Here is a 26,841-nt window from a genome sequence, read left to right as displayed (position 1 = left end):
CTGGTGTTGTATGGGAGATGGTTCCCGGCATTAACAACTCTAATGGACTGGCCTAAGGCCAGATGTCCCTGGTTGACCACATTTAGAATGCTCTTGTGCTACCAGCCAATTTTCCCGTAGCTGGGTGCGACCTCGAGGTTATGTCGAAGTGTTTTGTAGAAGTGCTGGGCGTGCTTGAGCGGTAGGCGTCATCCTGCTCTTGGGCGCAAAGGCCACTGCCAACAGCCCGGCGCTACCAGCCGAGAAGGCCAGCAGCGGGTGCTGAGGAGGAATGGGATGAAAGCCAAAGAGATCATGGTCAAGCCCATTGTTGCAGTTTCACCCAAGACCCCACTCACGGAGGTGGCCCAGCAGATGCTAAAGCACCGCATTGGCTCGGTGGTGGTAGTGGACGAGAAAGGCCAGCTGGCGGGTATCATCACCCAGGGCGATTTTTGCCGCCATCCGGGGCGGATGGTTCCTTTTTCCCTGTTCGAAAGCGCCAATGTGCTGGCCAACTGGCTCTACCCCGAGCAGGTGGAGAGGGTTTATAAGGCTGCCCGTAACCTGCGGGCCCAGGACATCATGCGCGCCCCGGTGGTCACGGTTTCGCCCGAAGCTTCGCTCGAGCGGATCCTGGCTCTAATGCTCCGGCACGACATTAACCGCATCCCGGTGGTGCGCCGAGGTAAGGTGGTGGGCATCATCTCCCGCTACGACCTGCTGAAGGTGCTGCAACAGGAACTTGCTTCATGAGCCAAAATCAGCAAACTGCAAAAAGCGCCTGGTGGTGGGCTGCCCTGGTTCTGGGGCCGTTGCTGTGTGGGGGGGTCGTTCTTATGGCACCACCGGCTGGACTGGGCCTCGAGGCCTGGCGCCTGGTTGGGCTTTCGATCTGGATGGTGCTGTGGTGGACGGCAGAGACGGTGCCGTTGCCGGTGACGGCCCTCCTGCCCATTCCCTTGATGCCCTTGCTGGGTATCGTCCCCGAGACCGCTGTGGCAGCCCAGTACGGACATCCCCTCATCTTCTTATTTCTGGGTGGCTTATTGATTGGGCAAAGCTTGCAGAAATGGGGCCTGCACCGCCGGATTGCCTTGGCGATTGTGCTGCGCCTTGGGCATACGCCGTCGGGGTTGCTGGGTGGGTTTATGCTGGCCACAGCTTTTCTCTCAATGTGGATTTCCAACACCGCTACCGCCGTAATGATGTTTGCGGTGGGGCTGGCGGTGATCCAGTCGCTGGGGGGTGTGGCAAGCGAGACCCAGACCCGTCGCTTCGGGGTGGCCCTGGTGCTCGCCATTGCCTACTCTGCTTCAATTGGGGGGGTGGGTACCCTGATCGGTACCCCGCCCAACGCGCTCCTGGCCGCTTATCTGCGCGAGGCCCACGGCTACACCCTGGACATGCAGCGCTGGTTCTGGATCGGGCTTCCTTTTGTGGGCCTCATGCTTCCTCTGGCCTGGTTCTGGCTCTCGCGCCCTTTGCGGGGGATGCCCTGGGGCGATTTGCTGGGCAGCGTGCGCCAGGAATACAGGGCGCTGGGCCCCCTGGGTCGGGCGGAAGGGTATGTGCTGGGGGTGTTCTTGCTGGCCGTGCTGGGCTGGATACTGCGCCCACAGCTAACGGCAGTTCTGGGGATCACCCTCTCCGATTCAGCGGTAGCCCTGCTGGCAGCGCTGCTGTTGTTTGTGATTCCGGCACCGGGGGGGGGTCGCCTCCTGGACTGGGATAGCGCCCTGAAGCTGCCCTGGGGGGTGTTGCTGCTTTTTGCAGGGGGGCTGGCCCTGGCCTCGGCTTTCGAGGCGACGGGGCTGTCGGCCTGGATTGGCGCGGCGCTGGCAGCCTGGGGTAGCCTGCCCCCCTGGGTTCTGGTTCTTTGTGCGACCCTGGTGGTGATATTCCTGACCGAACTCACCTCCAACACCGCAGTGGCCGCGACCTTTCTACCGGTAATGGGCGCGCTGGCCCAGGGTTTGGGCCTGGATGCGCGGCTGCTGGCCATCCCGGTGGCGGTGGCTTCTTCGGCGGCCTTCATGCTACCGGTGGCTACCCCGCCCAATGCCATTGTGTTTGCCTACGAGGGGCTGCGTATTCACCACATGGTGCGGGCCGGTTTTGTGCTGAACCTGGCTACGGTGCTGGTCATTGTCCTGATTCTGCTAACCTTAGGGCGGTGGGGTTTAGGGATTAACCTATGATGCCGGGTCTGGGTGAACAGCCATCATTCAGGCGATTGTTCACCCAGACCGAAAGGGATGGTCTCGTTTTCCTGCGGTGGCAAAAAAGTAAAGACCGCAATAGTATTTATGATGCTGGTACAGAAGGAGACCAATATGCTCAGTAAAGCGCAAGTCGTCTATCTCCACGAGGTCATAGCGCCACACGCCGCTCCGATGCTCTCCTTGTACCTGGATGTAAACCTGGCCAACCCCGATAACAGCGGCAAAGCCTACGTGCTGCGGGCCAAGGAAGCCATGGAGCGCTTAGGGGTTCCGCAGGCCCTTGCCAGGAAGGTGCTCGAGCGCCTCCAGCACTATATTCCCCAGGGCCGTACGCGCGCGCTTTTTGTGGCCGAAGACCTGTTTGAAGACTATCATCTGCAGGTCGAGCTGCCCTTGCTCGAGCCCCGTGCGGGGGTGGAAGCGCACTGGGGCGCGCCCTACCTGGCCCCGCTTCTGCTAGCCCTGGACGAATACGAGCGCTACGGTGTGGTGCATATGGATCAGGAGCACCTGCGCTTGTTTGAGGTTTTCCTGGGCGAGATTGAAGAAGTGGCCGATGCCTTCAGATTGCTCGACACCCACAACTGGCGCCACCTGGGCGAAGACCGTACCGGCACGCCTGGGCGCAGCGCCTCGCCAAATGCCAGCGATGTGGGGGTGCCGGCACGCGGAGGTTCGGGCAAGGATCATTTCCGCCGGCGGGTAGATGAGTGGAGCCTGCGCTTCTTCCGCGAGGCTGGGGTTCTTTTACAACAGCAGGTGGGCGAGCGGGGCCTGCAGCGGTTGATTTTACTGGGGGTGCCCGAGGAAGCCCGGCAAGCCCTGCCGCAGCCGGTGGCCGAAAAAGTGGTGGCGGTGCTGCCCCCTTTGCACACCTCTAACCCCAGCCCAGCGGAAATTCTCAAGGCCGTGGCCCCCACCATCGAACAGGTGGAGCGGCGGGGGGAGGAGGCCTTGTTGCTGGAAGTGCGCGAGAAGGGGGTGGGGGGCCTTGATCATGTGCTGAACCTGCTACAGGAAGGGCGCTTGCAGTATGTACTGGTGCCCTGGCACCTGCAGGAAAAAGCCTGGCGCTGTCCCGATGGTTGGGTAGGCATTAGCCCTCAGGCCGCCCAAACCCACTGCCCCGGTCAACGAGTGGAAGAGGTAGAGTTCAAGCGGGTACTGCCCGAGCTGGCAGCACAGTTTGGTTCCCGGCTCGAGTTCGTTCGGGCCGAAGCCGAGCAGCGTTTGTTGAGCGAGCTGGGCGGTCTGGCAGGTATGCCCCGCTGGTAGTTGGCTGATTGTGGCAGCCTCAGAAAGTGCCTGCCGTGCAGGGAAGTATGGTGAGGCTATGGTCGGGGGCCTACCAGATACACCGCCCCCCAGGCTTTGTACCGGCTCTCGAGCACATCCTGCCGAACCTCCCCACTTTGCAACCGCACGGTTCGGTAAACCCGCACCAGCGCCCCCTCGGCGGCGAAGTCAATTTGTCGGCGGTATCCGGCGGGTAGGGAGGCATCGTAGATGTAGCGGGTGGGCAGGGGAGGGGTGCGCCACAGCACCACCGGCCCCTGCCAGCTGACGTCGCGGTCTTTGCGGCCAAAAAGGCGAAAAATCAGGTCGTTTCCCTGGACGGAGGTCTGGATGAGCAGATGGCCAGAGGTATCGTTTCTGAAGCGAAAGTCTCTGGTTGAAGCGACTGTGGCGTCCAGGCCGGTGGGTTTGTAGTAGCCCACCTGGTAGCTATGTGGGTAGCGTTCCACGATGGGCAGGCCAGCGAAGTAGGCGGCCCTGAAAAGGGTGGTGCTGACCTGGCAGACCCCACCCCCCACATCCCATACGGTCTGGTTGCCCCGGATGACCCAGGCCTTCTGATAGCCAGCCGCCGCGGTTACAGGCCCCAGGGTGCGGTTGAACGAAAAGATTGTCCCGGGTGGGATTTGCACCCCATCGAACTTGGAAGAGGCTAGGCGGATGTTGTGAATCCGGCTGAGGGGCGAGCCGACAAAGCCGGTGCGTCCTTCGCCCACCAGGTTCACAATGCCACGCTGCCACAGGTTGTGCACGCTGGGCCTGGGCGGCTCTAGGGTCACCGGCAGCACAAACTCGCGTTTGCCGGCCTCGAGGGCAGCCCGGTAGGCCAGCCGAACCGCCTTAGAATCCAGGCGATAACCCGTTTTTTGCACCGCAATCCAGCCCTTATGGGGGTCGAAGACGAAGCGGGCCGGTCGTGCGGGGCGGTTTAGCTGACCAACCAGCAGCTCGAGTTCGGCCTCGTTTTGTACGGGGTAGCGTTGAGTACCCACATACTCCACCACCCGCCCTTGCTCCAACACCTGATCGCGCACCACCAGAACGGCATCCGGCCCGGCAAAGGCCAGCGAGAACAAGCCAAGTGTGGCAATTAACCCCCGCATGAGGCCCTTCCTAAAAGGTAGCTACAAACTAAACCGCCAGGGTTACTGGAGCATTACCGGGCCCGGCCAGGGTCTGGAGGGGGCGCTTGAGCGTTGGGCTTCAGCCGCGCAGCAGGCGCACGGCCTCCACGATGGCTTTGGTGTCCCCTTGGCCTTTGGCTAAATCGGCCCGACACTCTTCCAAATAGGTTTCAAAGATAAGGTCGCCGGTGGCTTCCAGGGCGCTTCGGATGCCAGAGAGCAGGGTCAGAATCTCGCGGCAGTCGCGATCTTCTTCCACCATCTTTTGCAGGCCCCGCACCTGCCCCTCCAGCCGCTTGAGCCGGTTCAGCACGCGGGTACGGGCCTCGAGGTCGTTTTTCTTAACAGCTCGCATGGTGTATCCCTAGGGGGTATCGTACCCCATGTGCCCGTGTCTTCCAACAGGTACAGACAGAGGCTGCCATCTACAGGCAAGCCGCCCTACTGCAGCTGCCGCAAAAGCTGCTCGAGCTGGGCCCGGTTGACCGGCCCCAGGTGGCGGGCCAGCACCTTTCCATCGGGGCCAATCAGCAGGGTGGTGGGCAGCCCGCTCACCTGAAAGGCCCGCTGCAAGCCTGCGCTGTCCAGGAAAACCCGCGCCGAAAGCCCGGTCTGGGCCAGAAAGCTCTGGATGGCCCCTACGTCCTCGCCGGTGTTGAGCAGCACGATGGGGTAGCCTTTTTGCTGGTACTCTACCAGAAGCGGCATCTCGGCCCGGCAGGGTGGGCACCAGGTGGCCCAGAAGTTGAGCAGCATGGGCTTGGGCAGCTCGTCAAAGCGCACCTCAGCCAGGCGGCTTTGGGCGGGCTCGAGGTATTGCACCATGCGGCTGGCGTACTCGGGTGTAGCGGTGGCCTGGGTGGGCCGGGTCAGGCTCAACTGTACCCCCAGGGGCAGCAAGGCCAGCGCCAGCGCAACCCCCCCCGGCAGCAAAAGCCGTGGGCTTTCCTGGCGCAAAAGTAGCGCTGCAGCCAGAGCCCCCACCGGAAGCCCCACCCACCAGCTCCAGCCCCCGCTGCGGATGTCCAGGGTGCCCAGCAGAGCGGCCTCCAGGCTGGGCCAGGTGGAGAGGTGCGCCACCGTATAGCCCACCCGGGCGGCCAGCAGCGTGACCAGCAGCACCCACCAGGCCTTGCTTTCCACCCCCTGCCGGGCCGCCAGCCAGGTAAAGGCCAGAATTCCAACCAGCAGGGCCAGGTTGGGCCAGCTCAGGGCCAGAGGGCCCAGCAAAAGGGCGTCCGGGGTCAGCTTCATCGGCTATACACCACCCATCCCAAGGCCAGCACTGCCACCCAGGGCATCACCCGGCACAGCGAAAACCCGCGTAGCCGACAGGCCAGGCTGCTGCGTAGGCGCTCCAGGCCAATCTTTGCGAATCGCATCATATCCGGGGACATTATACCCCTGGGGGATATAAAGCGCAAACGGGATTTGACGGAGAAAATAAAAAGGGGCTTCCAATATAGCCCCCAATGACATCTGCAAGACGCTCGAGCTTTTAGCGCATCTCTGCGGTGAGGGTAAAGGTGAGGGTGGCCCCACCTTGTAGCCGTAGCGTAAGGGGTACCTTTTGCCCCTCCTGTAAGGGGCGGGGGTTCTTCTCGCGCAGGCCATAAAGCATCAGGTGGTACTTGCCGGGCAGGATTTCCAACCGACCTCGAGCCGGCACGGTCAGGGCCTCCACCCGCTTCATGGCCGAGATGTCCAGTTGGTCGTCGTGGCCGGTGTGGGTGGTCTGGTGAAACTCCACCCGCGTTGCGATAGGGGTACTGGCCCCCACGATGCGGATGGGTTGGTTGGTGGGGTTGTAGAGCACCAGGTAGGCCGCAGTGATGTTGCCCGGTACCCGCCTAATCCAGCCCTGCTCGAGCTTCAGGGTAGGCTGGGCCTGAGCCAGGCCTACAAGTGTGAAGAAAACAGCAAGGAAAAACCTTTTCATAAGCATCATTTTGCAGCTAGGGGCACGGCACATATGTAAGGGGTGGTACAGCCGAGCACCCCGATTTATCTGTCCCGTCTGGAAAAGCGCCAGCCCGCGCCCAGGAGCCCGGCCCCAACCGCCAGCAGGCCTGCCCAGAGCGGAAGCAGGCCGCCGGTGTAACCCAAAAACTCTTTGAGCAGATACCCCGTGGGCCCCACCAGCACCGGGGCCCCCAGGGCATACAGAAGCCCTACCCGAAAAAGCTCCAGCGGGTTCAGGAGCACCGCCGCCAGCAAAAACCTTTCCAGCGGGTACTCCCTGAGCGCCACCGCCACCCCCACCACCAGGGGGTCGTAGGCCAGCACCAGCAGGCCCCAGAGCAAGAGGCCCACCCCCAGTGCCCGGGCGGGCTCGAGGCCTGCCCCCACCCAGCCCGCCAGGGCCACCCAGAACCACAGCAGGCCCAGCCCGCTGAAGAGCAGGAGCCCCGCCGCCGGGCCCCCCATCCCCAGGAGCCCCGCGGCCAGGGCCAGCCCCCCCAGAATGGGCAGGCTCAGGCCCAGCCCCACCCCCAGCACCCCGCTCAGGTAGAGCCGGGCCGGGCTCCTGGGCATCCCGGCCCAGAAAGCCCAGTCCTCTCGAGCGGTGAGGAGGGGCACGGCCAGGGCCAGCACCAGCGGGGGCAGCAGCAGCGCCAAAGAAGCAAAAAGCGAGACCACCGCCACCGCCTCCCCCCGGCCCTGGAAGGCCAGGGCCAGCAGGGGCAGCAACAGCAGCGGGGCAAAAGCCCAGGGGTTGCGCAGAAGGGCCTTGGCGTACAGGGGTAGAAGAGCCATGTCTACCTTCCGTAGCCGGGCACCCAGGCCTGTTTGCGGCCCCTGGCCAGAAGCTCGTTCCAGCGCAGTTTTTCCCCCTGGTGTTGGGGGCGCTCTCTCAGGTAAGCTTCCAGGCCCGCGGCAGTGCCAAAAGCCAGCAGGCCCGTGCCCATAGGGGTGCGGATGCGCTCGCTGTACAGGAAATGGGCCTGGTTGACCGGGACAAAGCGGGCCTCCTTGCGCTCGGAGGCGGCAAAGTCGGCCACGTAAAGCTCTTTGGGCGAAACTTTGGGGCCGCCGTAGCCCAGCAGGTGGTCGAGCAGGCAGCCCACGTCGTCGTAGGCGTAAACCTTGCCGGTGGAGGTGATCATCTGGGCGGCATAGCGGGCGTCCAGGATGGTCATGTTGCAGTAGGGGCAGGCGTCCACCCCCACCCGCAGCGGCCTGGGTGCGGCCAGGGCCGGTTGCAGTACCCCAAACCCCAGGGGCAGGGCCAGCAGGCTTTTGATCAAGGTGCGTCGCTTCATGGGTTCCTCTAGCGGGGGTGGGGGCGACTGTGGCCCCCAGCCCCAGGTGGGTGCAGTTACTTCAGTAGGCCGGCGTGTTTAGCCAGCAGGTTCACCAGGTTCATCTCCGGCAGCGGGGCCAGGTCGAGCAGGGTCTGCCAGTCCAGCACACGGGTGCGCCCCAGGTCGGGGATGGTGCGGGCAAAGGCCATGGCCGCCTCGGCGTTCTTGAAGGCCGCAATTTTGGCGTCCATCACCACCCAGGCGCGTTTTTCGCCCCACAGGTACACCGCCTGACGGGCCGGAATCAGATTAACCGCGGCGGGGCCTTTGGCGGGGTCGTAGGCCCCCCGGTCGGCCACGTAGAAGGTGCTGCCCACCCCGTCGCGCAGGCCGTAGACCCAGGCGTAGTTCACCATGCAGGCGATGGACTCGAAGTGGTAGGCCTCCTTGCCCTTGGCCGCTTCTTTGAGGGCAATCTGGCTGTAGGTCTGCTCGAAGAAGCCGGGGGCAAAAGTGCGACCCATCCAGGCCCCAGGGGCCGGGGTTTTGAGGGGCATCTCGCAGAAGTCGCAGGTGCCCTGCTCCCAGGGGATGGTCTTGGCGGGGATGGTCTCGAGGTTGGCCGGCATGGGAGCGGGCTGCATCTGCTGCTGCATGTGCTGAGCCAGCACCTGGGAAAGCGCGCCAGAAGCGCCTAAAGCCGCAAGCATCTTCATCACTTCACGACGGTTCTTGTACATAAAGACTTCCTTGTTCAACCACCTGGCCGTTTTCCAGGCGTAAAAACTGCTCGGCCAGGCGCGAGATTTCTTCTTGCCGATGGGCCGACAAAATCACCAGTCCGCCCGTGGCGAGGTGGGCCGAGAACCAGTCCTGTAAGCGGCCCAAGCCCTCGCGATCCAGGGCCGAGGCCGGTTCGTCCAGCAGCCATAAAGGTGGGTAGCCCATGAGTCCTGCGGCCAGGGCCAGCCGCTGCCGCCAACCCCCCGAGAGCTGGGCCACCGGGCGCTTCAGGTAGCCAGCCAGGCCCATGCGCCCCAGGGCCTCCTCCTTCTCGGCTGGGCTGGCCCCTTTGAGCTGCCTTGCGGCTTCCAGCACTTCCTCCACCCGCAGGGTGGGCGGGAAGGTCAGGTGCTGGGGGATGTAGGCCCGGACTCTGGCCGCGCCCGGGCTTTGGGGGTGGTGCCCGAACAGCCGCACCATGCCACCGTCGGGCCTGAGCCGCCCGGCCAGCACCCCCAGAAGGGTGCTTTTCCCTGCCCCGTTGGGGCCCAGGAGGGCCAGGCTGCCTGCCTCCAGGCGCAGGTTGATGTCTTCCAAACGACCCTTTTTGTACAGGCCTACGACCTCAACCATGCTCCTCCCAACAGGCTCAAAAGGGCCAGCCCAACCAGACCCGGCGCAATGCTGGTGATCGGGCGGGATGCAGGCAGGGCTTCTGGGTCGGCCAGGGCCAGCAGACGCAGCCCCGGTACCCTGGCCTCGGCGGCCTCCCACAGCAGCATCCCCGGTGAAAGTGCAAAGAGGCTCAGGTCGGGCTGGCGCGCACTGAGCAGGGCAAAGCTGCTGCTGGGCAGGTGGGGAATGGGCAGGGGCGCGGCGCGGTCGAAGGCGTTGCCCTTGAGCACCACCCGGGCCCTGGGGTCGTCCACGGCGAGGTCGTGGAGGTTGCCCACAAAGGTGTTGCCAGTGGCGTTGAGGGTGTTCTGGTCGGTATCGCGGGCGAAGAGCAGGGCGGTGCCGTTGCTGCTAAAGCGGTTGGCCTCGAGCCGGGTGTCGCGCGAATCCAGCGACAATAGCCCAATGGTGTTACGTGCAAAATGGTTGTCCCGCAGCACGGTTTTCCACTCCTCCTGTAACAGCAGCCCGTAGCGCAAGGGGCCCACCTCCTCGGCAAACAGGTTGACCTCCACCCGGTTCTCGGCCCCGTGCATGATGGCCGAGCCCACCCGGTTGCGCTGGCTGTGGTTGCCCCGCACCTGGGCCTGGTAGGTGAACATCAGGTGCAGGCCGTAGCGCGCCGCGCCCTCCAGCCGGTTGTTTTCCACCACCAGCCGCTCGCCGTATTCCACATAGAGGTTGTCCAGAAAGCCCTCGATGCGGTTGCCCCGCAGCACCACCTCGTCGCTGCGGTAGGCCTGGAGGCCAGGGGCGGCCAGGGTGCCCTCGAGGGTGCAGTTTTCCACCACCGCCCGGCTGGACTGCTCCACCCGGATACCTCCCGTTACCCCCCGGGTCCGCAGGCCCCGCACCACGCAGCCCTCGCATTTGTACAGCACCACGGCGGCGTCGGGTTCGTAGAAATCGTCGCCGAGGCCTACGTCGCGTACCTCGAGGCCCTCCACCACAATGCCGGGCGCAGAGAGGGTTAGTGCGCTGCCCTGGCCGCCCCCGTCCAGCACCGCACCCGGACGGGCCAGCAGGCGCACCCCAGGGGTGCGAATCTCCCAGGGGCCGCGGTAAACGCCCGCCTCCAGCACCACGGTCTGTCCGGGGGGCAGGGGGGGTAGGGGTGCAGGGGGATGAAGAACCAGCATGGCTGGACAAAGGGCAGGATTGGGGCCTGGATGGACAGATGACCTCAAATCACGCCTATGCCAGGGGCTATAGGCCACTTGCACAGGGCACGGATGCGTCTAGCCTAGCTGGGTGGCCCCCGGTTGAGCTGGGGGAAGACTGGCCGCACCAAGGGCTGGGCAGCCTCGAGCGGCCGCAGCCTTTCCCCGGTTTGCAACACCGGCTGCGGAAGCGCAACGAAGGGTGGGGCCCCGTCGCTATAGCCCCCCATCACACAGAGGGGGCAGTGGGGCTGGTGGGTATGGGTGGGGGAGGGGGTAGGCTGGGAATGGGAAGACCCCGGAGAGAAAGCACAGATATCCGCACTGGGCAGAAAGCCCACTGGCAAGGCCTGGCTGCGTGGGTCGCGCAGGGCGTACTGGCTCGAGACCAAGAGCACCAGCCCCACCAGAAAGAAAACCCAGGGGGTGCGGTGGACTCGAGTCGGGGCCGCCCACATACTTGGAACCAGTATAGCCAGGGCCCCCCCAGGGGCAAACGTCCCGGAATACATATCCCCCAGGGGTATGTTATACTGACCCATGAAGGGCCAGCCTTATGCTGGCGCAAGGAGACTTTGCTATGAGCCAACTCTACGACGTGGTGATTATCGGGGGCGGCCCCGCCGGGCTGACCGCAGGCATCTACACCGGACGGGCCAACCTGAAGACCCTCATCCTGGAAAAAGGCCTGCCGGGGGGCCAGATTGCCCAGACCGAGGAGGTCGAAAACTATCCGGGCTTCCCCGAGCCTATTAGTGGGGCCGAGCTTTCTGAGCGTATGGTGCAGCAAGCCAAGCGCTTTGGGGCCGAGATTGTGATGGACGAGGCCCAGGGCCTAGAGCGAACCCCCGAGGGCTTTGTGGTGCGGGGCTACGAGCAAGACTACCGTGCCCGCAGCGTGATTCTGGCTACCGGAGCCAACCCCAAGAAGCTGGGCGTGCCGGGCGAGGAGAAGTTTTATGGCCGGGGTGTGAGCACCTGCGCGACCTGCGACGGCTTCTTTTACCGGGGCAAGGAAGTGGTGGTAGTAGGTGGGGGCGACGCTGCGGTGGAAGAGGGTCTTTTCCTCACTAAGTTCGCCAACAAGGTCACCCTGGTACACCGCCGCGACTCCCTGCGCGCCAACAAGACCGCCCAGGCCCGGGCCCTGGCCCACCCCAAGATGCACTTCATCTGGGACACCGTGGTCGAGGAGGTGCTGGGCGACGAGACCGTGACCGGGGTTCGCCTGAAGAACCTCAAGACCGGCGAGGTCTACGATTATCCCACCGATGGGGTCTTCGTCTTCATCGGGCACGAGCCCAACACCGGCTTTTTGCAGGGGGTGGTGGAACTCCGGCCCGACCGCTACGTGGCGGTGCGGGACGAAATTTTTACCTCGGTGCCGGGGCTTTTCGCCGCGGGCGACGTGGCCGACCCCATCTACCGTCAGCTTTCTACCAGCGTGGGGGCCGGTACCCGTGCGGCCATGATGGCCGAGCGCTACCTGGCCGAGCAGGAACACGCCGCGGTGCACTAGGAGGCTTTGGGTGGAAGTGGCTCTAGCAGCGCCCAGTGTGCGCTACTTTAACCCAGCCTGGTTTGCCGCGGTGATGGGCACCGGCGTGCTGGCCCTGGCCCTGGCCCAGTTCGGCCTGGTGGGGCTGGCCCTGCCGGTTTATCTGCTGACTCTCCTGGTCATGGCAGCGCTCCTGGCGCTCTACCTGACCAAGCTCCTGCGTTTTCCCCAGGCCGCCCTGGCCGACCTACAGCATCCCCTTTTCTCTCAGATGCTTCCCACCCTGCCCATCGCTCTCCTGGTGCTGAGCCTGGTGACCCGTGCGTTGCCGCTGGGGCCCTGGTCGCTCCTTTTGGGCCAGGGGCTTTTTCTGCTGGGGACGCCCTTGATCTTTGCGGTGGGCCTGCTGGTGGTCTTTACCGTGAGCACCCGGCTTAAGCTGCCGCTCGAGGCCGCCAACGGGGCCTGGGTTATCCCGCCGGTCTCGGCCCTTTTGGTGCCCATGGCTGGAGGGCTGTGGCTTTCCAGTTTTCCCCAAGTCTGGCAGAAAGAGCTGTGGGTGCTGAGCGGGCTTTTCCTGGGCATTGGGTTTTTCCTGTTTTTGTTCGTGCTGCCCAGCTTTTTGCAACGGCTGTATGGGTACGGTCGGCTCGAGCCCCACTTTCTGCCCTCGGTCTTTATTGGGCTGGCCCCGGTGGGTCTGTTGGTGCTTGCGCCCTGGCGCTGGCTCGAGGGCGGGGCCAAGGCGGGGCTGGTTCACCAGGGCTGGGTGGAAGCCTGGCCGGTGGTGGGGCTGGCCGTCTGGGGCCTGGGGTTTTGGTGGTTGGCCTTGAGCCTGCTTTTGCTCCTGGATACCTTGCTTGTAGAGAGCCGCCGGGCGCAGTTCCACTTTGCCCCAGGCTGGTGGGGCTTGGTCTTCCCCCTGGGGGCTTTCACCCTGGCCACCCTGGCCCTGGCCAGGGCGCTGGACTCGGCCTTCCTGGGCGGTCTGGCCTGGGTGCTGCTCCTGCTGTTGGCTGCCTTCTGGCTGTGGGTGATGTTCTACTCCCTGCGGGCCTGGGCTGGCCTGGGGGCTTTGCGTCCCCCTAAAGGCTAGTGGTTTGGTAAGTCAAAGATAGATATGCAGTGAAGTTCCCGGAATGAAGCGCTCAAAGCAACCCCTAGGTATTAGAGGAGCCAAATCCATCCCAGGAATTAAGTTACCGGAGCACTAGGCAATGACACTTTTGTGACACTCTGGGGTATGAGCTTTGGTAAGTTTACAAGTTGGTATGAGACACTGGTTCCTTACACTTCCCCTGCTGCTGGGGCTGGCGCTGGCCCAGCCCTTGCGCGTAACCGATGCCACGGGCCGCGAGGTCGAGGTTAGAAGCGCCGAGCGCATCGTGAGCATCGGAGGTTCCATTTCCGAGATTCTGGACAAGTTTGGCCTCACCGAGCGCATTGTGGGGCGCGATACCGGCTCGTACATTCCAGCCGCCCTCTTGAAGAAGCCCGATGTTGGGCTGTTTTTCCGCCTGAACGCCGAAGCTTTGCTGGCCCAGCGGCCCACCCTGGTGCTGGCGGTCTCCGAAGCGGGCCCCCCGCCGGTGCTGGCCCAGCTGCGCCAGGCCGGTGTGAGTGTGGTGCTGGTGCCCGACGAGCCCACGCCCGAGGGGGTCAAGAAGAAAATCCGCACCATCGGGGCTGCGGTGGGGCAGCCAGCGCGGGCCGAAGAACTGGTACGGGCCCTCGAGCGCGACCTGCTGGCCCTGCGCTCTAAAACCCAGGTGCGCCGGGGCGAGCCCTTGCGGGTGCTCTACATCTACCCGCGCGATCCCCGCAACACCTTTGTCTGCGGTGAGGAGGCCAGTGGCGCAGGGCTCATCACCCTAGCCGGGGCCCAGAATGCGGTCAAGGCTGTGCAGGGGGCCGGTGCGGTGCGGGGCTGTGTGAACATCACCGCCGAAGCGGTGGTGGCGGCCCGGCCCGAGGCCATCGTGGTGCCCTTCTTTCCCGACCAGCCCTTTAGCTTCGAGAACATCCTGCGCCTGCCGGGGGTGGCCGAGACCCCTGCCGGCCGTAACCGCCGGATTGTGGCTATGGACGTGACCTACATCTCGGGCTATGGCTACACGGTGGGTCGGGCGGCGCTCGAGCTCCACCAGGCCCTCTACGAGAAAACCGGCCCGGTGCGGATTAACCACCCTGGCTTCAACCCCTGATGCCCCCCAGCGCTTTTAGCCGTCGGCGGCTCTTGTTTATAGCCCTGGCCCTGCTGCTGCCCGCCAGCCTGCTGTTGGCGGCGGCCAGCGGGGCCTACTACATTCCCCCCCTGGAGATTCCCCGGGTCTTGCGGGAGGGGCTCGAGGGGGCTTCGGTCTTGCTCAACATCCGCTTTCCGCGGGTGCTCCTGGCTGCGCTGGTGGGGGGCACCCTGGCCCTTAGCGGGGCGGTGCTGCAGGGCCTTTTGCGCACGCCCCTGGTGGAGCCCGGCCTGCTGGGCCTGGGGGCCGGGGCGGCTTTGGGCGCGGTGCTCTGGCTGGCTTTTTTTCCCCTGGCCGCCTGGGGCCTTCCCCTGGCGGCGGCTCTGGGGGTGCTGGCAACGCTGGCCCTGCTCCTGCGCCTGGCGCCCGCCGGGGGCGAACAGACCGGGGTGCGGCTATTGCTGGTGGGCCTGCTCCTTACTACCATCCTGAACGCCCTGGTGGGGCTTTTGCAGTTTCGTGTGGGTGACCCCCAGGGCCGCAGCCTGACCTTCTGGACCCTGGGGGGCTTTGGGGGGGCCGGCTGGGAACTGCTGGCCCTGACCGCCCCCCTGGCCCTGTTGAGTGCCCTGGCCCTTTTGCGCCTGGGCCGGGCCCTCAATGCCCTTACCCTGGGCGAAGAGGAGGCCTTTCACCTGGGGATTGGGGTGGCGGCCCTGAAGCGGCAGGCTTTGTTGCTGGTGGCCCTGGGGGTGGGGGCGGCGGTGGCCGCGGCGGGGAGCATCGCCTTTGTGGGCCTGCTGGTGCCCTGGCTGCTGCGGGCCGGGGGTGGGGCCGACCACCGCTTTGTGCTGCCGGCGGCCTGGCTGCTGGGGGCCAGCCTGACCGTACTGGCCGACCTGGTGGCCCGCACGGCCCTGGCCCCGGCGGAACTGCCTGTGGGGCTGCTCACCACGCTTTTAGGCGGGCCGTTCTTCTTGCTGCTCTTGGGGCGGGAGGGCTGGCGTGGCTAGCTGGCTCGAGGCGCACGCGCTGGGCTTCCAGCGGGCGGGTCGCTGGTTGTTGCGCGGGGCTTCGTTCAGCCTGGAGCCGGGTTTTTGGGGCATCTTAGGCCCCAACGGGGCGGGCAAGAGCACCCTGTTGCGCCTGCTCTCGGGCGAGTGGCGCCCCAGCGAGGGCAGTGTGGCCCTCAAAGGGGTGCCCCTACAGCGCTACACGCCAGCCCAGATGGCCCTGGAGCGGGCTTTTTTGCCACAGCAGCGTAGTCTGGCCTTTCCCTACACGGTGCGCGAGGTGGTGGCCTTAGGCCGCCTGCCCCACCAGCAGCGCCGCCCCGAAAACCCCACCGACCGGGCGCGTGTGGAGTGGGCCCTGGAGCAAACCGGCGCCCTTGCCTGGGCTGAGCGGCCCTACTTCTCGCTTTCGGGGGGCGAGCGCACCCGGGTCGACCTGGCTCGCGTGCTGGCCCAGGAGACCCCCATCCTGCTGCTGGACGAACCCACCAACCACCTCGACCCCCGCCAGCAGCTCGAGGTACTGGCCCTGGCCCAGCGGCTGGCACGGGAAGGCCGTCTGGTGCTGGCCGCCCTGCACGACCTGAACCTAGCGGCTTTGTTTGCCGACCAGCTTTTGCTCCTTAAGGAGGGCCGCCTGGTGGCTCTCGGTACGCCGGAAAATCTGCTTCGGCCCGCTTTGTTGCAGGAGGTCTACGGGGTGCCCTTCGAGGTGCTCGTTCACGCCGGTCGGCGGCTGGTGCTGCCCAGCTTCGAAGCTGGCTGAAGGCGGCCTCATAAGAAATGTCTTTGATTTGTTCTTTTTCTGGGGCCCCCGCCTGAAGTGCGGGTAGTAATACCAGATTCGGTTAGTTCGTCACCGAACGGTGACGAACTAACCCGACCGAAGGGAGTGCTCTAGGATTCAAAAAGATAGCCTCTTAGCGCTTTTTGTTTGAAGATTATCTTTTTGAATCCGGTATAACAGCCTGAAAAACGATGGTGCTCCAACAGTCCCTAACGGAACGATTCAGGCGGGGTTCATATCACCCGCTATCGCTCCGGCTCACTACATCAAGGGAAACAATCCAGCGAGATTTCATATCACCTGCTATCAGGGCTCAATCCGGCGAGCTTTGATGTTATTCAATAAGAATTATTTATATAAAGAGCCGAAACTGAGATTGATAGTTTTGGATTTCTCCGTCTACACTGACGCCAGAACCCACCTTGTGAAAGGAGACACATGGCGAGCACCCTCAGCGCAATTGAGACACAGGCCATCAACGCCATTCGGATGCTGGCTGCTGATGCGGTAGAACAGGCCAAAAGCGGGCATCCGGGCATGCCCCTGGGTATGGCCCCCGCGGCTTATGTACTTTGGAACGACTTCCTGAAGCATAACCCCACCCACCCCCACTGGCCCGACCGCGACCGCTTTGTGCTGTCGGCAGGGCACGGCTCCATGCTGCTGTATGCCCTTCTGCACCTGACCGGCTATGACCTGCCGCTGGACGAACTCCGGCGCTTCCGCCAGTGGGGCTCCAAAACCCCCGGCCACCCCGAGTACGGCCACACCCCAGGGGTGGAGGTGACCACCGGGCCTTTGGGCCAGGGCATCAGTACGGCGGTGGGGCTGGCCCTGGCCGAGCACAAGCTGGCTGCTGAGTTCAACCGCGAGGGGCATACGGTAGTGGATCACTACACCTATGTGCTGGCCTCGGACGGCGACCTGATGGAGGGGGTTTCGGGCGAGGCCAGCAGCCTGGCCGGGCACTGGGGGCTGGGCAAGCTGATTGTGCTGTGGGACGACAACCACATCTCCATTGACGGCGATACCGGGCTTTCCTTTGGCGAGGACGTGCTAAAGCGCTACCAAGCCTACGGCTGGCACACCCAGCGGGTGGATGGGGAAGACCTGGGGGCGCTGCGCCTGGCCCTGCGGGCGGCCCAGGTGGACGCCCGACCCTCGATAATTGCGGTGCGGACGGTGATTGGGGCCGGTTCGCCCAAGGCCGGAAGCCATAAGGTGCATGGGGAACCGCTGGGCCCCGAGGCCCTCGAGGCCACCCGCAACAACCTGAACTGGCCCCACCCACCCTTCGAGATTCCCCGCGAGGTGTACGAACACTTGCGGGCCGCTGTGGCAAGGGGACAACGGCTCGAGGCCGACTGGAATGCCCGCATGCAGCGCTACGCCGAGGCCTACCCGGAGGAGGCGCAGGAGCTAAAGCGCCGCCTCAAAGGGGCCTTGCCCCCACTGGATTGGGAAGCCATACTTCCCAGCTTTAGCGGCAAGCTGGCCACCCGCGCGGCCAGCGGCAAGGTGCTGGACGCGCTGGCCCCCCGCCTGCCCGAGCTTTTGGGCGGCAGCGCCGACCTGACCCCTTCCAACAACACCCAGGCAGCGGGAATGCAGTCCTTCTCGCGCGAGAACCCCCGCGGGCGCTACCTGCACTACGGGGTGCGCGAACACGCCATGGGAGCCATCCTGAACGGGCTCAACCTGCACGGGGGTTACCGCGCTTATGGGGGCACCTTCTTCGTTTTCTCGGACTATATGCGCCCGGCCATCCGGCTGGCCGCTCTGATGGGCACCCCCAGCATCTTTGTGCTGACCCACGACTCGGTGGCCATCGGCGAGGACGGCCCCACCCACCAGCCCATCGAGCACCTGGCCAGCCTGCGGGCCATGCCCAACCTCTGGGTGGTGCGGCCGGCCGACGCCCTGGAGACCGCCCAGGCCTGGCGGCTGGCCCTCGAGCGCCGGGAGGGGCCCACCGCCCTGGTACTTACCCGGCAGGCCCTGCCGGTGCTGGAGCGCGGTACCCTGGCTGGCGCCGAGGGCACCCTGAAGGGTGGCTACGTTCTTTCCGAGCGGCCCGGCGCCAGGGCGACCATCGTGGCCACCGGCAGTGAGGTAGCCCTGGCCCTGGAAGCCCAGAAACAGCTCGAGGCCGAGGGAATTGCGGTGCGGGTGGTGAGCCTGCCCTGCTGGGAAGCCTTCGAGGCCCAGCCCGAATCGTACCGTGAGGCCGTGCTGCCCAAGGGGCTGCCCACCCTGGCGGTAGAGGCCGGGGCCAGTTTTGGCTGGGAACGCTATGCCGATGCGGTGCTGGGCCTCGATCACTTTGGTGCAAGCGCCCCCTACCCCGCCGTCTACGAGAACCTGGGCTTCCGGCCCGGCGCGGTGGTGCGGGCGGTGCTCGAGCTCATCCAGGTATGAGACGGGTTCGGGTGCACCCCCTGCCCACGGCAGCCTTTCCGGAAGCCGAGGTGATGCTGGTGGTGGACGTGATACGGGCAACCAGCACGGCGGTGATGTTCCTGGAGTCGGGGGTAAAGGCCTTGTGGCTTACGGCGGGTTTGGAGGAGGCCAGGGCCCTTAGGCAAAATGGTGAACTGCTGGCGGGCGAGGTGGGCGGGCTGAAGCCGCCGGGCTTCGACTTTGGCAACAGTCCTCGTGAGGTGGCCCTGGCCGAGCTCTGGGATCGCACGGTCATCCACGCCACCACCAACGGCACCAAGGCCGCCCATAAAGCCGCCCAGGTAGCCCGCGAGGTGCTTCTGGCCTCGCTCTTGAACGCCCCTGCTGCCGCGCAACAGGCGGCCCGGCTGGGTTCCCAGGTGGCCATCCTGTGCGCGGGCAAGGAGGGCCAGATGGGTATGGACGACCTCTACACAGCCGGGGTGCTGGCCCAGATGCTCCTTGCCGAGGGCTTTGAGCCGGTGGGGGATGGTACACAGGTGGCCCTGCACCTGGCGCAAAAACCGGCCCGGCCCCTGCTCGAGGCCTCCGAGGCAGCCCTGGCTCTAGCGCGCGAAGGGCTGGGCGAGGACGTGGCCTTTTGCGCCCAATTGGGTCTTTCCGAACGGGTGCCCCGCCTGCTGCAAAGGCGTGGGGAGGCCTTGATTTTTGGCTAGGGGGCTTGGTTCAGCAATACGTATGGGTGAAGCATGCAAGCACTGATTTTCGATGTAGACGGGGTGATTGCCGAGACCGAGGAGGGCCACCGGCTGGCCTTCAACCGGGCCTTTGCCGAGGCTGGCCTCGAGATCGAGTGGGATCGGGAGCTGTACGAGCGGCTGCTGTGGGTCGCCGGCGGCAAGGAGCGCATCGCCTACTACCTCTACCACTGCCTCGAGTGCCCCAAGCTGCTGGAGGCCGACATCGCCCGGCTGCACCGCCGCAAAACCGAGCTATACAACCAGATCGTGCAGGCGGGCGAGGTGCCCTTTCGTCCGGGGGTGCTGCGCCTGTGGCGCGAGGCCCGCGAACAGGGGGTGCGGCTGGGGATTGCCACCACCACCTCGCTGGAGAATGTGCAGGTGCTGCTCGAGCAAGCCGGGCCAGAGGTACCGGGCTGGTTTGAGTGCATCGTAGCGGGCGACATGGTTGAGAGGAAAAAACCCGCCCCCGATGTGTACATAGAGGCGCTGCGGCAGATGAAACTGAAGCCCCAGGAAGCCTTAGCCATCGAGGACTCCCACAACGGCCTGATCGCGGCCCAGCAAGCGGGCCTGCCGGTGCTGATCACCTACAGCCACTACACCCGCACCCAGCGCTTTGAGGGGGCCTTGGCGGTGCTGGATCATCTGGGCGAGCCGGAACTGCCGGCCCAGGTGCGCGAGGGGCCGCGAAGCTGCCTGGGGGTGGTCACGCTGGAGGTGCTGCGTGCCTGGCATCAAATGACCTTGAGGGCCTACTGACGGTATGTGGGGGCTTTATGACGTCTGAGGTCTTCCGTCGCCTACCCTATGCCGAGGCCGAGCCCAAAGCCCTTCAGGTGCTGGTAGATGGCTATGGTGAGGGGCTGGTGCTGGAGGGCACTGGTGGTTACTACGGGCTTTACTACCTGTTCGGGGTGCTGGGTCTGTGCGCGCCCCAGCCCTCGTACCCCCCGGACTGGGTGGAAGGTCCCCAGGCCGACCCCAAAGGCTTTTTGCCTCCCTACCAGATGGCCCACTGGCTCGAGCAAAACGGCTATAACCTTTTCATCAACGAGAGCAAGTAGGAGGTTTGGGATGTCGTCAACCGCCCGCGAGTACGATGAGTTGTCCTACCAGGCAGCCCGCAGCCAGGCCATCGGGCAGAGGATGGATGGCTTTGGCGAGCTTCTGGTGCTCAAAGACGAGCATGGCTACTGGGGGCTTTATTTCTTCTACTGGAACCAAGAACCCCCATCTGGGGCCAGGCCCCACTGGCTGGAAGGCCCAACGCAAGACTCCGGCGCCTTCCGCCCTCCCTACGAGGCCAAGCGCTGGCTCGAGGAAAACGGCTACGAAAGCTACCAAAACGACCTGGACTAGCGCGGCTTTGTATAGCCGTGGCCCTTGGCGTCTCATCCGAACAAGAGAACGAAAGGCGGCGGTCAGGGGAACATGGGCTAGGTGAGGCCGATGTTGAGCCATAATGGGAGCAGGCATGGTGCACTCGAGCGTTGAATCTTACCGTGAAGCGGGCGTGCTACCGCCCGATGACCCCCTGCGCCTTCAGCTTCACAACGAGCTGCATGCCCGGCCCACCCCGCGCATCCGTCTGCCGGCCCTGGTGGTGCAGGTGGCGGTGCGGCACGAGGGGGTTTCCCGCGAGGCCGAGCTCGAGCACCTGCGACGGCTCTCGGGCCTGGGGGAGCTCGAGCTCGACCAGCTTGCAGGTACCTACCTGCGGCTGCGGCTGCCAGAGGGTTCGCTGCGCTGGGAGCGGCACACCGAGTTCAGCACCTATACCCTGGTGCAGGCTCTGCCGGCGCTCGAGGCCAGCCCCGAGGCCGACCTCCTGGGCCACCTGGCCGTGGACGTGAGCTGGCTGCGCAGTATCCCCGGCCGCACCCTTTCGGCGGTCAAGCTCATTCTGCTGCACGGGCCGGTAGAGGAGGCCCTGAACATCGCCCGCCCCTGGCTGGGGGCCCATAGCGTGGTGGCCTCGGTGATGGGCCGGAATGGGCATAGCTGCGCTGTGACCGATTTTCGCCTGCGGCAAAGCGGCTTTGAGCGCATGGTGGTGGTGGCGCCTCCCGGAACCAGCGAGACCCGGGCGGGCCGCATTGCCGCCCGGCTTTTGGAGATGGAGGCCTACCGCATGATGGCCCTGTTGGGGTTTCCGGTGGCCCGAAGTTTACGGCCCATGCTGCTGGAGTCGGAGCAAGCCCTGGCCCAGATTACCGCCCGCATCCGCGATACCAACCAGGCCGATGCCCGGCTGCTGGACGAGCTCGAGGCCCTGGCCGCCCGGGTGGAGCACGCCATGGCCGAGCACGGCTACCGCTTCAGCGCCACCGCGGCCTACCACGCCCTGGTTAAGGCCCGCCTGGCCGAGCTGCGCGAGGCCCCCATCCCTGGCACCCAGACCATCGGCGAGTTTTTGCAGCGCCGCTTCAGCCCGGCCATGGCCACGGTGGAATCTACCGCCCAGCGCCTGGCCGCCCTCTCCCAGCGCATCGAGCGGGCCGGGGCCCTGTTGCGTACCCGCGTAGACATTGCCCTCGAGACCCAGAACCAGGAGCTACTGCACAAGCTCAAGCGCGGCCAGGAAATGCAGTACCAGCTCCAGCGCACCGTGGAGGGCCTCTCCATTGCGGCCATCTCCTACTATGTGGTGGGCCTTCTGTACTACCTCTTCAAAGCGGGCAAAGAAGCCGGCCTGCCCATCTCGCCCGAGTTGGCGGTGGGGCTGGCCATTCCGCCGGTGATGCTCGGGGTCTGGTGGCTCACCCGTCAGATTCACCGCCGGCTTCTGGCTTCGCAGCATGAGTCTCAGCCCCGCCCGCCCCAGCGGCCGGAGTAGCCACGGGTTATGCTGGCGGCCTGTCTGGTGCTGGCCACGCTGTACAACAGCGCGTTGTTTGCGGGGGTGGATGGCCTATGGGTGGGGCGGGCCTGGGTGGAGGGGCGTCGGCTGGAGGCCCTGGTCGTGACACCGAAGGGTGCCTACACCCTGGGCTTGGCCGATAGCGACGAAGGGTTGTACGGCCTGGCCAAAAGCCCCGACGGCTGGGTGGCGGTGGGTTTTAGCGGTGAGGCGGGCCTGGTGGTGGGGCTGGATGGGCAGGGGCAGCCCAGGGCCGCCTACCGCATGGGTAAGGGCTTGCTCTGGTCTACCGATGGGGTATACGCCGTGGGCGGGTTGCGCAGGCCCGACTGGGATGTCTGGGTGCTGCGGTTAGCAGACCAAAGAAGCTGGGTATATCCCGCAGCGGGCGATGCTTACGCTTACAGCAGTTTTCGCAGCGCAAAGGGTCTATGGGTGGTGGGGCGAACGACGGGGCCGGGTGGGTTCGATGCTTTTTGGATGCAGCTCGACCTAGAGGGAAGGCCAAAGCAGGCCTGGCGCAGCAACCTTCCGGGCAACGACTATCTGCGCTATGTGGGGGCTGGGCTGGCGGTGGGACGGGCCGAACAAGCGGGCGATTCGGAGGGGTTTTTGCTCTGGCCGGATACTGCTTTAGCCGAGCTATGGCGCAGGCCGGGGTTCGACTATTTTCGCATGTGGCGCGACTATCCCAGGGGTCGGGTGCTAGTGGGCGAGGCCGAGGTAGAGGGTGAGCGGCGCGGTTTGTGGATGGAGCCTGGGCGGGCGTTGGCCTTGGGGCCGGGGCTGGGTTCGCTACGTTTTTTGGAGCCCCAGGGGCCCCGTGCGGTGGGCTTCAGCTACGGCTACAGCCCCGAGGGCCAGGGCTGGATTACCCGCGGCAGCGCACCGGGCCTGCGGCTACAGTACCGCAAGGAGCCCCTTGTTCTGAGGCCCATGCCCCTAAATTGGCGAATGGAGCAGGTGCGCTCGGTCTGGCAGCCCTTGCCCCCGCCCGTGCCTTTTGAGGGCCGGCTCGAGGCCTGCCCGGAAAAAAGCCGCTAGCGCCAGTCCTCAGGAAACCAGCATGTTTCTTAGCGCCTCGGCGGCGGGGTTGCCTGCCTCGCGGGGATAAAACAGCCAGAAAAGCCGCCGTAGCTCCATGCCCTTGATGCGCAAGGCCCGCAGGTTGCCCACCTTGACGTTGGGCCGCACCACCACGTTCGAGACGATGCCCACCCCGGCCCCCTCGAGCACCAGCCGCTTGGTGACCTCGTGGTTGTCGGTGTAAAAGACCGGGTTGACCTCGAGGCCGGCCTGCTCCAAAGCCGACCCCAACACCCGGAAGGTCATGGCCCCCGGTTCCCGCACAATGAGGGGCACTTCGGCCAAAAGCTCGGGGGCCACCTCTTCCTTTTTGGCCCAGGGGTGCTCGGGGGGTACGATGACCACCAGCTCGTCCTCGTAGAAAAGCTGCCGCTCGAAGCCCTCGAGGTGCTCCACTGCCTCCACCACCGCCAGCTCGATCTCCCCTTGTAAAAGCCGCTGGGTCAGCCGCTCCGAGCTGCCGCTCTCCAACTTGATGCGGATATCGGGGTAGAGCCGCTTGAACTCGGTCAGGTAGCGAGGCAGTACATACACCGCCATGGTGGTCGAGGCCCCCAACTCTACCCGACCGCGCTCGAGGCGATGCAGGGCCTGGGCGGCCTGCACAAACTCCTCCAGGGCCTGAACGGCCCGCCGGGCCTCGGGCAGCAAGTCCTGCCCGGTCTTACTGAGCACCAGCCGACGGCCCTGCCGATGAAACAGCGGACGGCCCACCTGCTGCTCTAAGGCCCGCAGGTGCTGGCTCACCCCCGGCTGGGTCATGCCCAGGCTCAGGGCGGCGCGGCCCACGCTGCCCTCCTGCACCACACACAAAAACACCCGCAAGGCCTGGGGGTTGGGGAAGGGGCGTCGTTCAATCATAAGTAGATATTATCAAATAATCAAAATGCAAACTTGCACTATTTGTCACAAATGCCTACCCTGGGGTCTACCAAAGGAGGTGCAACGTGATTTCCATAGAACGCCCTACGCGCAACCTCTCCCTTGATCTGTTGCGCAGCACCGAGGCCGCCGCCCTGGCTGCGGCCCGCTGGGTAGGGCTGGGCAACAAGAACGATGGCGATCAGGCCGCAGTAGATGCCATGCGCCTGTTGCTGGGCACGATTCCCATGCGGGCAAAGGTGGTCATCGGTGAGGGCGAAAAGGACAAGGCCCCCATGCTCTACAACGGGGAAGAGCTGGGCACCGGCGAAGGCCCCGATACCGAGCTGGCTGTGGATCCCATCGAAGGCACCCGGTTGGTAGCCCACGGGCGGTCTGGGGCTATAAGTGTGATTGCAGCCGCTGAAAAGGGCGGGCTGTTCAATCCCGGCCCTGGTTTTTACGCAGCCAAGCTGGTGGTGGGGCCAGAGGCCCGCGAGGCGATCAACCTGGCGTCTAGCCCGGAAGAGAACCTGCGCTCAATAGCCAAAGCCCTGGGCAAGCGGGTGCGCGAACTCACGGTGTTTGTGCTGGACAAACCCCGCCATGCCCGGCTTATTGACCAGATTCGCTACGCCGGGGCAAGGGTCAGCCTGCACACCGATGGCGACGTGGCCGGGGCCTTGGCGGCGGTGTTGCCCGATACCGGAGTAGATGTGTTGATGGGCACCGGCGGCACGCCAGAAGGAGTCATAGCAGCGGTGGCGGTAAAGGCCCTGGGTGGGGGCATGCAGATGCGGCTCGACCCCCAGAGCGAAGAGGAGCGCTGGGCCCTGGTCAACAGTGAATACAGCTCCCAGCGGGTTTACACCCTCGAGGAGCTCTGCCCGGCCGAGGACACCCACTTTGCGGCCACCGGCATCACCGATGGGCAGTTTTTGCGTGGGGTGCGCTACCGCGACCAACACGCCATCACCCACAGCCTGGTGATCCGCGGCCACACCGGCACCTTGCGCTACATCGAGTCGTACCACCGCCTGGAAAAACTACGGGCGATTAGTGGAGAGCTGTACTAAAGGAGGTTTAGGGTGATTAAAGACAAAGAAGCCAAGTACAAAAAAGGCGGGGTGGTGGAGTACCGCGAGATGGGCTACTGGCAACCCGATTACGAGCCCAAGGAGACCGATACCCTGGCTCTTTTCCGCATCACCCCCCAGCCCGGCGTGGAGCCCGAAGAGGCGGCAGCAGCGGTGGCCGGGGAGTCGAGCACGGCGACCTGGACGGTGGTCTGGACCGACCGGCTGACCACCCTCGAGCGCTACCAGGCCAAGGCCTACCGGGTGGAGCCGGTACCGGGCAACCCCGAGCAGTACTTTGCCTGGATTGCCTACGACCTGGCCCTGTTCGAGGAAGGTTCCATCGCCAACATGACCTCCTCCATCATCGGCAACGTGTTCGGCTTCAAGGCCCTCAAGGCCCTGCGCTTGGAAGACCTGCGGGTGCCGGTGGCCTACCTCAAGACCTTCCTGGGCGCCCCCCATGGCATCCCGGTGGAGCGCGACCTCCTGAACAAGTATGGCCGCCCTATCCTGGGGGCTACCGTCAAGCCCAAGCTGGGCCTGTCGGGCCGCAACTACGGCCGGGTGGTCTACGAGGCCCTGGTGGGCGGGCTCGACTTCACCAAGGACGACGAGAACATCAACTCCCAGCCCTTCATGCGCTGGCGCGACCGCTTCAACTACGCCCAGGAAGCGGTGATGCGGGCCGAGCAGATGAGCGGTGAGCGCAAGGGCCACTACATGAACGTGACCGCGGCCGACATGGAGCAGGTCTACGAGCGCCTCGAGTACGCCAAAGAGATCGGCTCGGTCATTGTGATGGTAGACCTGACCATGGGCTACACCGCGCTTCAGTCGGTTTCCAAGTGGTGCCATAAGAACGGCATGATTCTGCACCTGCACCGGGCATCGCACGCCACCTTCACCCGCCAGAAGTCGCACGGTATCAACTTCAGGGTGCTAGCCAAGTGGATGCGGATGCTGGGGGTGGATCACATCCACGCCGGCACGGCGGTGGGGAAGCTCGAGGGCGACCCCAACCTGACCCGCGGCTACTACGACGTCCTGCGGCTGCAGCACGTCAAGCCCGACCCGGTCAAAGGCATTTTCTTCGAGCAGGACTGGGGCTACCTGCCGGCGGTGATGCCGGTGGCCTCCGGAGGTATTCACGCCGGCCAGATGCACCAGCTTTTGGATCTGTTTGGCGACGATGTGGTCTTGCAGTTTGGTGGGGGCACCATCGGCCACCCCATGGGCATTGCAGCCGGGGCCACGGCCAACCGGGTGGCTTTGGAAGCCATGGTGATGGCCCGCAACGAGGGCCGCGACTACCTGCGCGAAGGCCCGCAGATTTTGCGCGAGGCCGCCAAGAATTCCCCGGCCCTGGCGGCGGCCCTCGAGCTGTGGAAGGACGTTACCTTCGACTACACCTCCACCGACACCGCCGATGTACTGCCCACCCCATCTATCTAACACCAGATAAGGAGGCTTTATGCGTATCCACCAGGGAACTTTTTCCTTCCTGCCCGACCTGACCGACGAGCAGATCGAACGGCAAATTGATTACATCCTGCGCAACGGCTGGTCGGTCTCCATCGAGTACACCGACGACCCCCATCCCTACAACACCTACTGGCTGATGTGGGGCCTGCCCATGTTCGACCTCAAGGATGCGGCTGGGGCCATGCTCGAGTTCAGGAAGTGCCGCGAGGCCTTTCCCAATCACTACATCAAGATCAACGGCTTTGACCCCAGCCCCATGTGGCAGGCCCAGCGGGTGAGCTTTATCGCCCACCGGCCCACCCAGGACGACCCCGGCTTCCGCCTGAAGCGCACCCTGTGGTCGGACGGGCGGGTGCAGAAGTACGGCCTCGAGCCCTACGCCACCGATAAACCTGCCGGCGAACGCTACTAGCGAGGCC

General features: G+C 64.8%; 30 protein-coding genes. 18 read left to right on the top strand and 12 right to left on the bottom strand.

Annotated elements, in window-relative coordinates; translation table 11 throughout:
• The first annotated feature begins 276 nt into the window (after positions 1–276).
• The 3 genes from Q355_RS0105745 to Q355_RS0105735 all read left to right on the top strand — a co-directional run bounded on the left by Q355_RS0105745 (position 277) and on the right by Q355_RS0105735 (position 3,479).
• Positions 277–735 (top strand): CBS domain-containing protein, encoded by a 459-nt coding sequence (locus Q355_RS0105745; RefSeq protein WP_027876917.1) that lies wholly within the window; start codon positions 277–279, stop codon positions 733–735.
• A complete protein-coding gene (locus tag Q355_RS15450) occupies positions 732–2,180 on the top strand; it encodes an SLC13 family permease (RefSeq protein WP_051529329.1) in 1,449 nt (482 codons plus the stop codon). Before Q355_RS0105745 ends, Q355_RS15450 begins: the two co-directional genes overlap by 4 nt.
• A gap of 135 nt (positions 2,181–2,315) precedes the next feature.
• Positions 2,316–3,479, top strand: a complete 1,164-nt coding sequence (locus tag Q355_RS0105735; protein WP_027876916.1) for a VLRF1 family aeRF1-type release factor — start codon at positions 2,316–2,318, stop codon at positions 3,477–3,479.
• A 56-nt stretch (positions 3,480–3,535) separates the two neighbouring features.
• Here Q355_RS0105735 and Q355_RS15445 read toward each other — a convergent pair whose 3' ends face one another.
• The 11 genes from Q355_RS15445 to Q355_RS17095 all read right to left on the bottom strand — a co-directional run bounded on the left by Q355_RS15445 (position 3,536) and on the right by Q355_RS17095 (position 10,885).
• Entirely contained in the window at positions 3,536–4,603 is a 1,068-nt protein-coding gene (locus tag Q355_RS15445) for a VanW family protein (RefSeq protein WP_036258797.1), read from the bottom strand.
• A gap of 100 nt (positions 4,604–4,703) precedes the next feature.
• Positions 4,704–4,979, bottom strand: coding sequence for a metal-sensitive transcriptional regulator (locus Q355_RS0105725; protein WP_027876915.1), 276 nt, complete (start codon positions 4,977–4,979; stop codon positions 4,704–4,706).
• Positions 4,980–5,065: 86 nt separating this feature from the next.
• The gene (locus Q355_RS0105720; RefSeq protein WP_027876914.1) at positions 5,066–5,878 is read right to left on the bottom strand and encodes a TlpA family protein disulfide reductase; all 813 of its coding nucleotides are present in this window, start codon (positions 5,876–5,878) and stop codon (positions 5,066–5,068) included.
• Positions 5,875–6,009, bottom strand: coding sequence for a hypothetical protein (locus tag Q355_RS17220; RefSeq protein WP_281172002.1), 135 nt, complete (start codon positions 6,007–6,009; stop codon positions 5,875–5,877). Before Q355_RS17220 ends, Q355_RS0105720 begins: the two co-directional genes overlap by 4 nt.
• Positions 6,010–6,122: 113 nt before the next feature.
• The gene (locus tag Q355_RS0105710; RefSeq protein ID WP_027876913.1) at positions 6,123–6,563 is read right to left on the bottom strand and encodes a copper chaperone PCu(A)C; all 441 of its coding nucleotides are present in this window, start codon (positions 6,561–6,563) and stop codon (positions 6,123–6,125) included.
• 65 nt (positions 6,564–6,628) lie between these two features.
• Entirely contained in the window at positions 6,629–7,381 is a 753-nt protein-coding gene (locus Q355_RS0105705) for a hypothetical protein (protein WP_027876912.1), read from the bottom strand.
• Between the two features lie 2 nt (positions 7,382–7,383).
• Positions 7,384–7,887 (bottom strand): nitrous oxide reductase accessory protein NosL, encoded by a 504-nt coding sequence (locus Q355_RS0105700; RefSeq protein ID WP_027876911.1) that lies wholly within the window; start codon positions 7,885–7,887, stop codon positions 7,384–7,386.
• Between the two features lie 56 nt (positions 7,888–7,943).
• The gene (locus Q355_RS0105695; RefSeq protein ID WP_027876910.1) at positions 7,944–8,609 is read right to left on the bottom strand and encodes a nitrous oxide reductase accessory protein NosL; all 666 of its coding nucleotides are present in this window, start codon (positions 8,607–8,609) and stop codon (positions 7,944–7,946) included.
• Positions 8,590–9,225 (bottom strand): ATP-binding cassette domain-containing protein, encoded by a 636-nt coding sequence (locus Q355_RS15440; RefSeq protein ID WP_036258769.1) that lies wholly within the window; start codon positions 9,223–9,225, stop codon positions 8,590–8,592. Before Q355_RS15440 ends, Q355_RS0105695 begins: the two co-directional genes overlap by 20 nt.
• A complete protein-coding gene (locus tag Q355_RS15435; protein ID WP_051529327.1) occupies positions 9,210–10,406 on the bottom strand; it encodes a NosD domain-containing protein in 1,197 nt (398 codons plus the stop codon). Before Q355_RS15435 ends, Q355_RS15440 begins: the two co-directional genes overlap by 16 nt.
• A gap of 104 nt (positions 10,407–10,510) precedes the next feature.
• Positions 10,511–10,885: a hypothetical protein gene (locus tag Q355_RS17095; RefSeq protein ID WP_245597504.1), complete on the bottom strand. Its 375-nt coding sequence runs from the start codon at positions 10,883–10,885 to the stop codon at positions 10,511–10,513.
• Positions 10,886–11,007: 122 nt separating this feature from the next.
• Here Q355_RS17095 and trxB point away from each other — a divergent pair, with 122 nt between their 5' ends.
• From trxB to Q355_RS15425, 12 genes are all read left to right on the top strand, one after another.
• Entirely contained in the window at positions 11,008–11,946 is a 939-nt protein-coding gene (gene trxB / locus Q355_RS0105675) for a thioredoxin-disulfide reductase (RefSeq protein ID WP_051529333.1), read from the top strand.
• 10 nt (positions 11,947–11,956) lie between these two features.
• On the top strand, positions 11,957–13,021 hold the full coding sequence (locus Q355_RS0105670) for an SLAC1 family transporter (protein WP_027876908.1): 1,065 nt from the start codon (positions 11,957–11,959) through the stop codon (positions 13,019–13,021).
• Positions 13,022–13,196: 175 nt separating this feature from the next.
• Positions 13,197–14,129 (top strand): heme/hemin ABC transporter substrate-binding protein, encoded by a 933-nt coding sequence (locus Q355_RS0105665; RefSeq protein ID WP_027876907.1) that lies wholly within the window; start codon positions 13,197–13,199, stop codon positions 14,127–14,129.
• Complete coding sequence (locus Q355_RS0105660; RefSeq protein WP_027876906.1) at positions 14,129–15,124, top strand: FecCD family ABC transporter permease; 996 nt, start codon at positions 14,129–14,131, stop codon at positions 15,122–15,124. Before Q355_RS0105665 ends, Q355_RS0105660 begins: the two co-directional genes overlap by 1 nt.
• Positions 15,117–15,890, top strand: coding sequence for a heme ABC transporter ATP-binding protein (locus Q355_RS0105655; protein ID WP_027876905.1), 774 nt, complete (start codon positions 15,117–15,119; stop codon positions 15,888–15,890). Before Q355_RS0105660 ends, Q355_RS0105655 begins: the two co-directional genes overlap by 8 nt.
• 459 nt (positions 15,891–16,349) lie before the next feature.
• The gene (tkt, locus tag Q355_RS0105650; RefSeq protein WP_027876904.1) at positions 16,350–18,329 is read left to right on the top strand and encodes a transketolase; all 1,980 of its coding nucleotides are present in this window, start codon (positions 16,350–16,352) and stop codon (positions 18,327–18,329) included.
• On the top strand, positions 18,326–19,027 hold the full coding sequence (locus Q355_RS0105645; protein ID WP_036258763.1) for a 2-phosphosulfolactate phosphatase: 702 nt from the start codon (positions 18,326–18,328) through the stop codon (positions 19,025–19,027). Before tkt ends, Q355_RS0105645 begins: the two co-directional genes overlap by 4 nt.
• A 33-nt stretch (positions 19,028–19,060) precedes the next feature.
• Positions 19,061–19,813 carry an HAD-IA family hydrolase gene (locus Q355_RS0105640; RefSeq protein WP_027876902.1) on the top strand — a complete coding sequence of 251 codons (753 nt, stop codon included), beginning with the start codon at positions 19,061–19,063 and terminating at the stop codon, positions 19,811–19,813.
• 17 nt (positions 19,814–19,830) lie between these two features.
• Positions 19,831–20,118 carry a hypothetical protein gene (locus Q355_RS0105635; protein ID WP_027876901.1) on the top strand — a complete coding sequence of 96 codons (288 nt, stop codon included), beginning with the start codon at positions 19,831–19,833 and terminating at the stop codon, positions 20,116–20,118.
• Between the two features lie 10 nt (positions 20,119–20,128).
• Positions 20,129–20,413 carry a hypothetical protein gene (locus tag Q355_RS0105630; protein ID WP_027876900.1) on the top strand — a complete coding sequence of 95 codons (285 nt, stop codon included), beginning with the start codon at positions 20,129–20,131 and terminating at the stop codon, positions 20,411–20,413.
• 103 nt (positions 20,414–20,516) lie between these two features.
• Positions 20,517–21,890: a DUF3422 family protein gene (locus Q355_RS0105625; RefSeq protein ID WP_245597503.1), complete on the top strand. Its 1,374-nt coding sequence runs from the start codon at positions 20,517–20,519 to the stop codon at positions 21,888–21,890.
• 9 nt (positions 21,891–21,899) lie between these two features.
• The gene (locus Q355_RS15425) at positions 21,900–22,958 is read left to right on the top strand and encodes a hypothetical protein (protein ID WP_051529326.1); all 1,059 of its coding nucleotides are present in this window, start codon (positions 21,900–21,902) and stop codon (positions 22,956–22,958) included.
• Between the two features lie 9 nt (positions 22,959–22,967).
• On the opposite strand, the gene Q355_RS0105615 is transcribed toward Q355_RS15425, so the two are convergent.
• Positions 22,968–23,861, bottom strand: coding sequence for a LysR family transcriptional regulator (locus tag Q355_RS0105615; protein WP_027876898.1), 894 nt, complete (start codon positions 23,859–23,861; stop codon positions 22,968–22,970).
• Positions 23,862–23,947: 86 nt separating this feature from the next.
• On the opposite strand from Q355_RS0105615, the gene glpX reads away from it, so the two are divergent.
• Genes glpX through Q355_RS0105600 form a run of 3 tightly spaced genes read left to right on the top strand, consistent with a single transcriptional unit; the run spans position 23,948 to position 26,834 of the window.
• Complete coding sequence (gene glpX / locus Q355_RS0105610; protein WP_156941879.1) at positions 23,948–24,937, top strand: class II fructose-bisphosphatase; 990 nt, start codon at positions 23,948–23,950, stop codon at positions 24,935–24,937.
• A 12-nt stretch (positions 24,938–24,949) separates the two neighbouring features.
• Positions 24,950–26,392: a form I ribulose bisphosphate carboxylase large subunit gene (locus Q355_RS0105605; RefSeq protein WP_051529325.1), complete on the top strand. Its 1,443-nt coding sequence runs from the start codon at positions 24,950–24,952 to the stop codon at positions 26,390–26,392.
• 19 nt (positions 26,393–26,411) lie between these two features.
• A complete protein-coding gene (locus tag Q355_RS0105600; RefSeq protein WP_027876895.1) occupies positions 26,412–26,834 on the top strand; it encodes a ribulose bisphosphate carboxylase small subunit in 423 nt (140 codons plus the stop codon).
• Positions 26,835–26,841: the final 7 nt, after the last annotated feature.

The organism is Meiothermus cerbereus DSM 11376, from assembly GCF_000620065.1.
In the GTDB taxonomy this organism is placed as follows: Bacteria; Deinococcota; Deinococci; order Deinococcales; family Thermaceae; genus Meiothermus; species Meiothermus cerbereus.
The sequence above is the reverse complement of the archived record's forward strand: the minus strand, read 5'-3'. Positions and strand labels throughout refer to the sequence as shown.

Bases quoted from the DNA above. Each gene is read 5' to 3' on its own strand.
- Q355_RS15425 (WP_051529326.1), top strand. From the start codon at position 21,900: ATGCTGGCGGCCTGTCTGGTGCTGGCCACGCTGTACAACAGCGCGTTG.
- Q355_RS0105735 (WP_027876916.1), top strand. From the start codon at position 2,316: ATGCTCAGTAAAGCGCAAGTCGTCTATCTCCACGAGGTCATAGCGCCA.
- Q355_RS0105745 (WP_027876917.1), top strand. From the start codon at position 277: ATGAAAGCCAAAGAGATCATGGTCAAGCCCATTGTTGCAGTTTCACCC.
- Q355_RS15440 (WP_036258769.1), bottom strand. From the start codon at position 9,225: ATGGTTGAGGTCGTAGGCCTGTACAAAAAGGGTCGTTTGGAAGACATC.
- Q355_RS0105705 (WP_027876912.1), bottom strand. From the start codon at position 7,381: ATGGCTCTTCTACCCCTGTACGCCAAGGCCCTTCTGCGCAACCCCTGG.
- Q355_RS0105725 (WP_027876915.1), bottom strand. From the start codon at position 4,979: ATGCGAGCTGTTAAGAAAAACGACCTCGAGGCCCGTACCCGCGTGCTG.
- trxB (WP_051529333.1), top strand. From the start codon at position 11,008: ATGAGCCAACTCTACGACGTGGTGATTATCGGGGGCGGCCCCGCCGGG.
- Q355_RS17220 (WP_281172002.1), bottom strand. From the start codon at position 6,009: ATGATGCGATTCGCAAAGATTGGCCTGGAGCGCCTACGCAGCAGCCTG.
- tkt (WP_027876904.1), top strand. From the start codon at position 16,350: ATGGCGAGCACCCTCAGCGCAATTGAGACACAGGCCATCAACGCCATT.
- Q355_RS0105600 (WP_027876895.1), top strand. From the start codon at position 26,412: ATGCGTATCCACCAGGGAACTTTTTCCTTCCTGCCCGACCTGACCGAC.
- Q355_RS15450 (WP_051529329.1), top strand. From the start codon at position 732: ATGAGCCAAAATCAGCAAACTGCAAAAAGCGCCTGGTGGTGGGCTGCC.
- Q355_RS15435 (WP_051529327.1), bottom strand. From the start codon at position 10,406: ATGCTGGTTCTTCATCCCCCTGCACCCCTACCCCCCCTGCCCCCCGGA.
- Q355_RS17095 (WP_245597504.1), bottom strand. From the start codon at position 10,885: ATGTGGGCGGCCCCGACTCGAGTCCACCGCACCCCCTGGGTTTTCTTT.
- Q355_RS0105720 (WP_027876914.1), bottom strand. From the start codon at position 5,878: ATGAAGCTGACCCCGGACGCCCTTTTGCTGGGCCCTCTGGCCCTGAGC.
- Q355_RS0105645 (WP_036258763.1), top strand. From the start codon at position 18,326: ATGAGACGGGTTCGGGTGCACCCCCTGCCCACGGCAGCCTTTCCGGAA.
- Q355_RS0105665 (WP_027876907.1), top strand. From the start codon at position 13,197: ATGAGACACTGGTTCCTTACACTTCCCCTGCTGCTGGGGCTGGCGCTG.
- Q355_RS0105695 (WP_027876910.1), bottom strand. From the start codon at position 8,609: ATGTACAAGAACCGTCGTGAAGTGATGAAGATGCTTGCGGCTTTAGGC.
- Q355_RS15445 (WP_036258797.1), bottom strand. From the start codon at position 4,603: ATGCGGGGGTTAATTGCCACACTTGGCTTGTTCTCGCTGGCCTTTGCC.
- Q355_RS0105710 (WP_027876913.1), bottom strand. From the start codon at position 6,563: ATGAAAAGGTTTTTCCTTGCTGTTTTCTTCACACTTGTAGGCCTGGCT.
- Q355_RS0105615 (WP_027876898.1), bottom strand. From the start codon at position 23,861: ATGATTGAACGACGCCCCTTCCCCAACCCCCAGGCCTTGCGGGTGTTT.
- Q355_RS0105660 (WP_027876906.1), top strand. From the start codon at position 14,129: ATGCCCCCCAGCGCTTTTAGCCGTCGGCGGCTCTTGTTTATAGCCCTG.
- Q355_RS0105625 (WP_245597503.1), top strand. From the start codon at position 20,517: ATGGGAGCAGGCATGGTGCACTCGAGCGTTGAATCTTACCGTGAAGCG.
- Q355_RS0105640 (WP_027876902.1), top strand. From the start codon at position 19,061: ATGCAAGCACTGATTTTCGATGTAGACGGGGTGATTGCCGAGACCGAG.
- Q355_RS0105635 (WP_027876901.1), top strand. From the start codon at position 19,831: ATGACGTCTGAGGTCTTCCGTCGCCTACCCTATGCCGAGGCCGAGCCC.
- Q355_RS0105630 (WP_027876900.1), top strand. From the start codon at position 20,129: ATGTCGTCAACCGCCCGCGAGTACGATGAGTTGTCCTACCAGGCAGCC.
- Q355_RS0105700 (WP_027876911.1), bottom strand. From the start codon at position 7,887: ATGAAGCGACGCACCTTGATCAAAAGCCTGCTGGCCCTGCCCCTGGGG.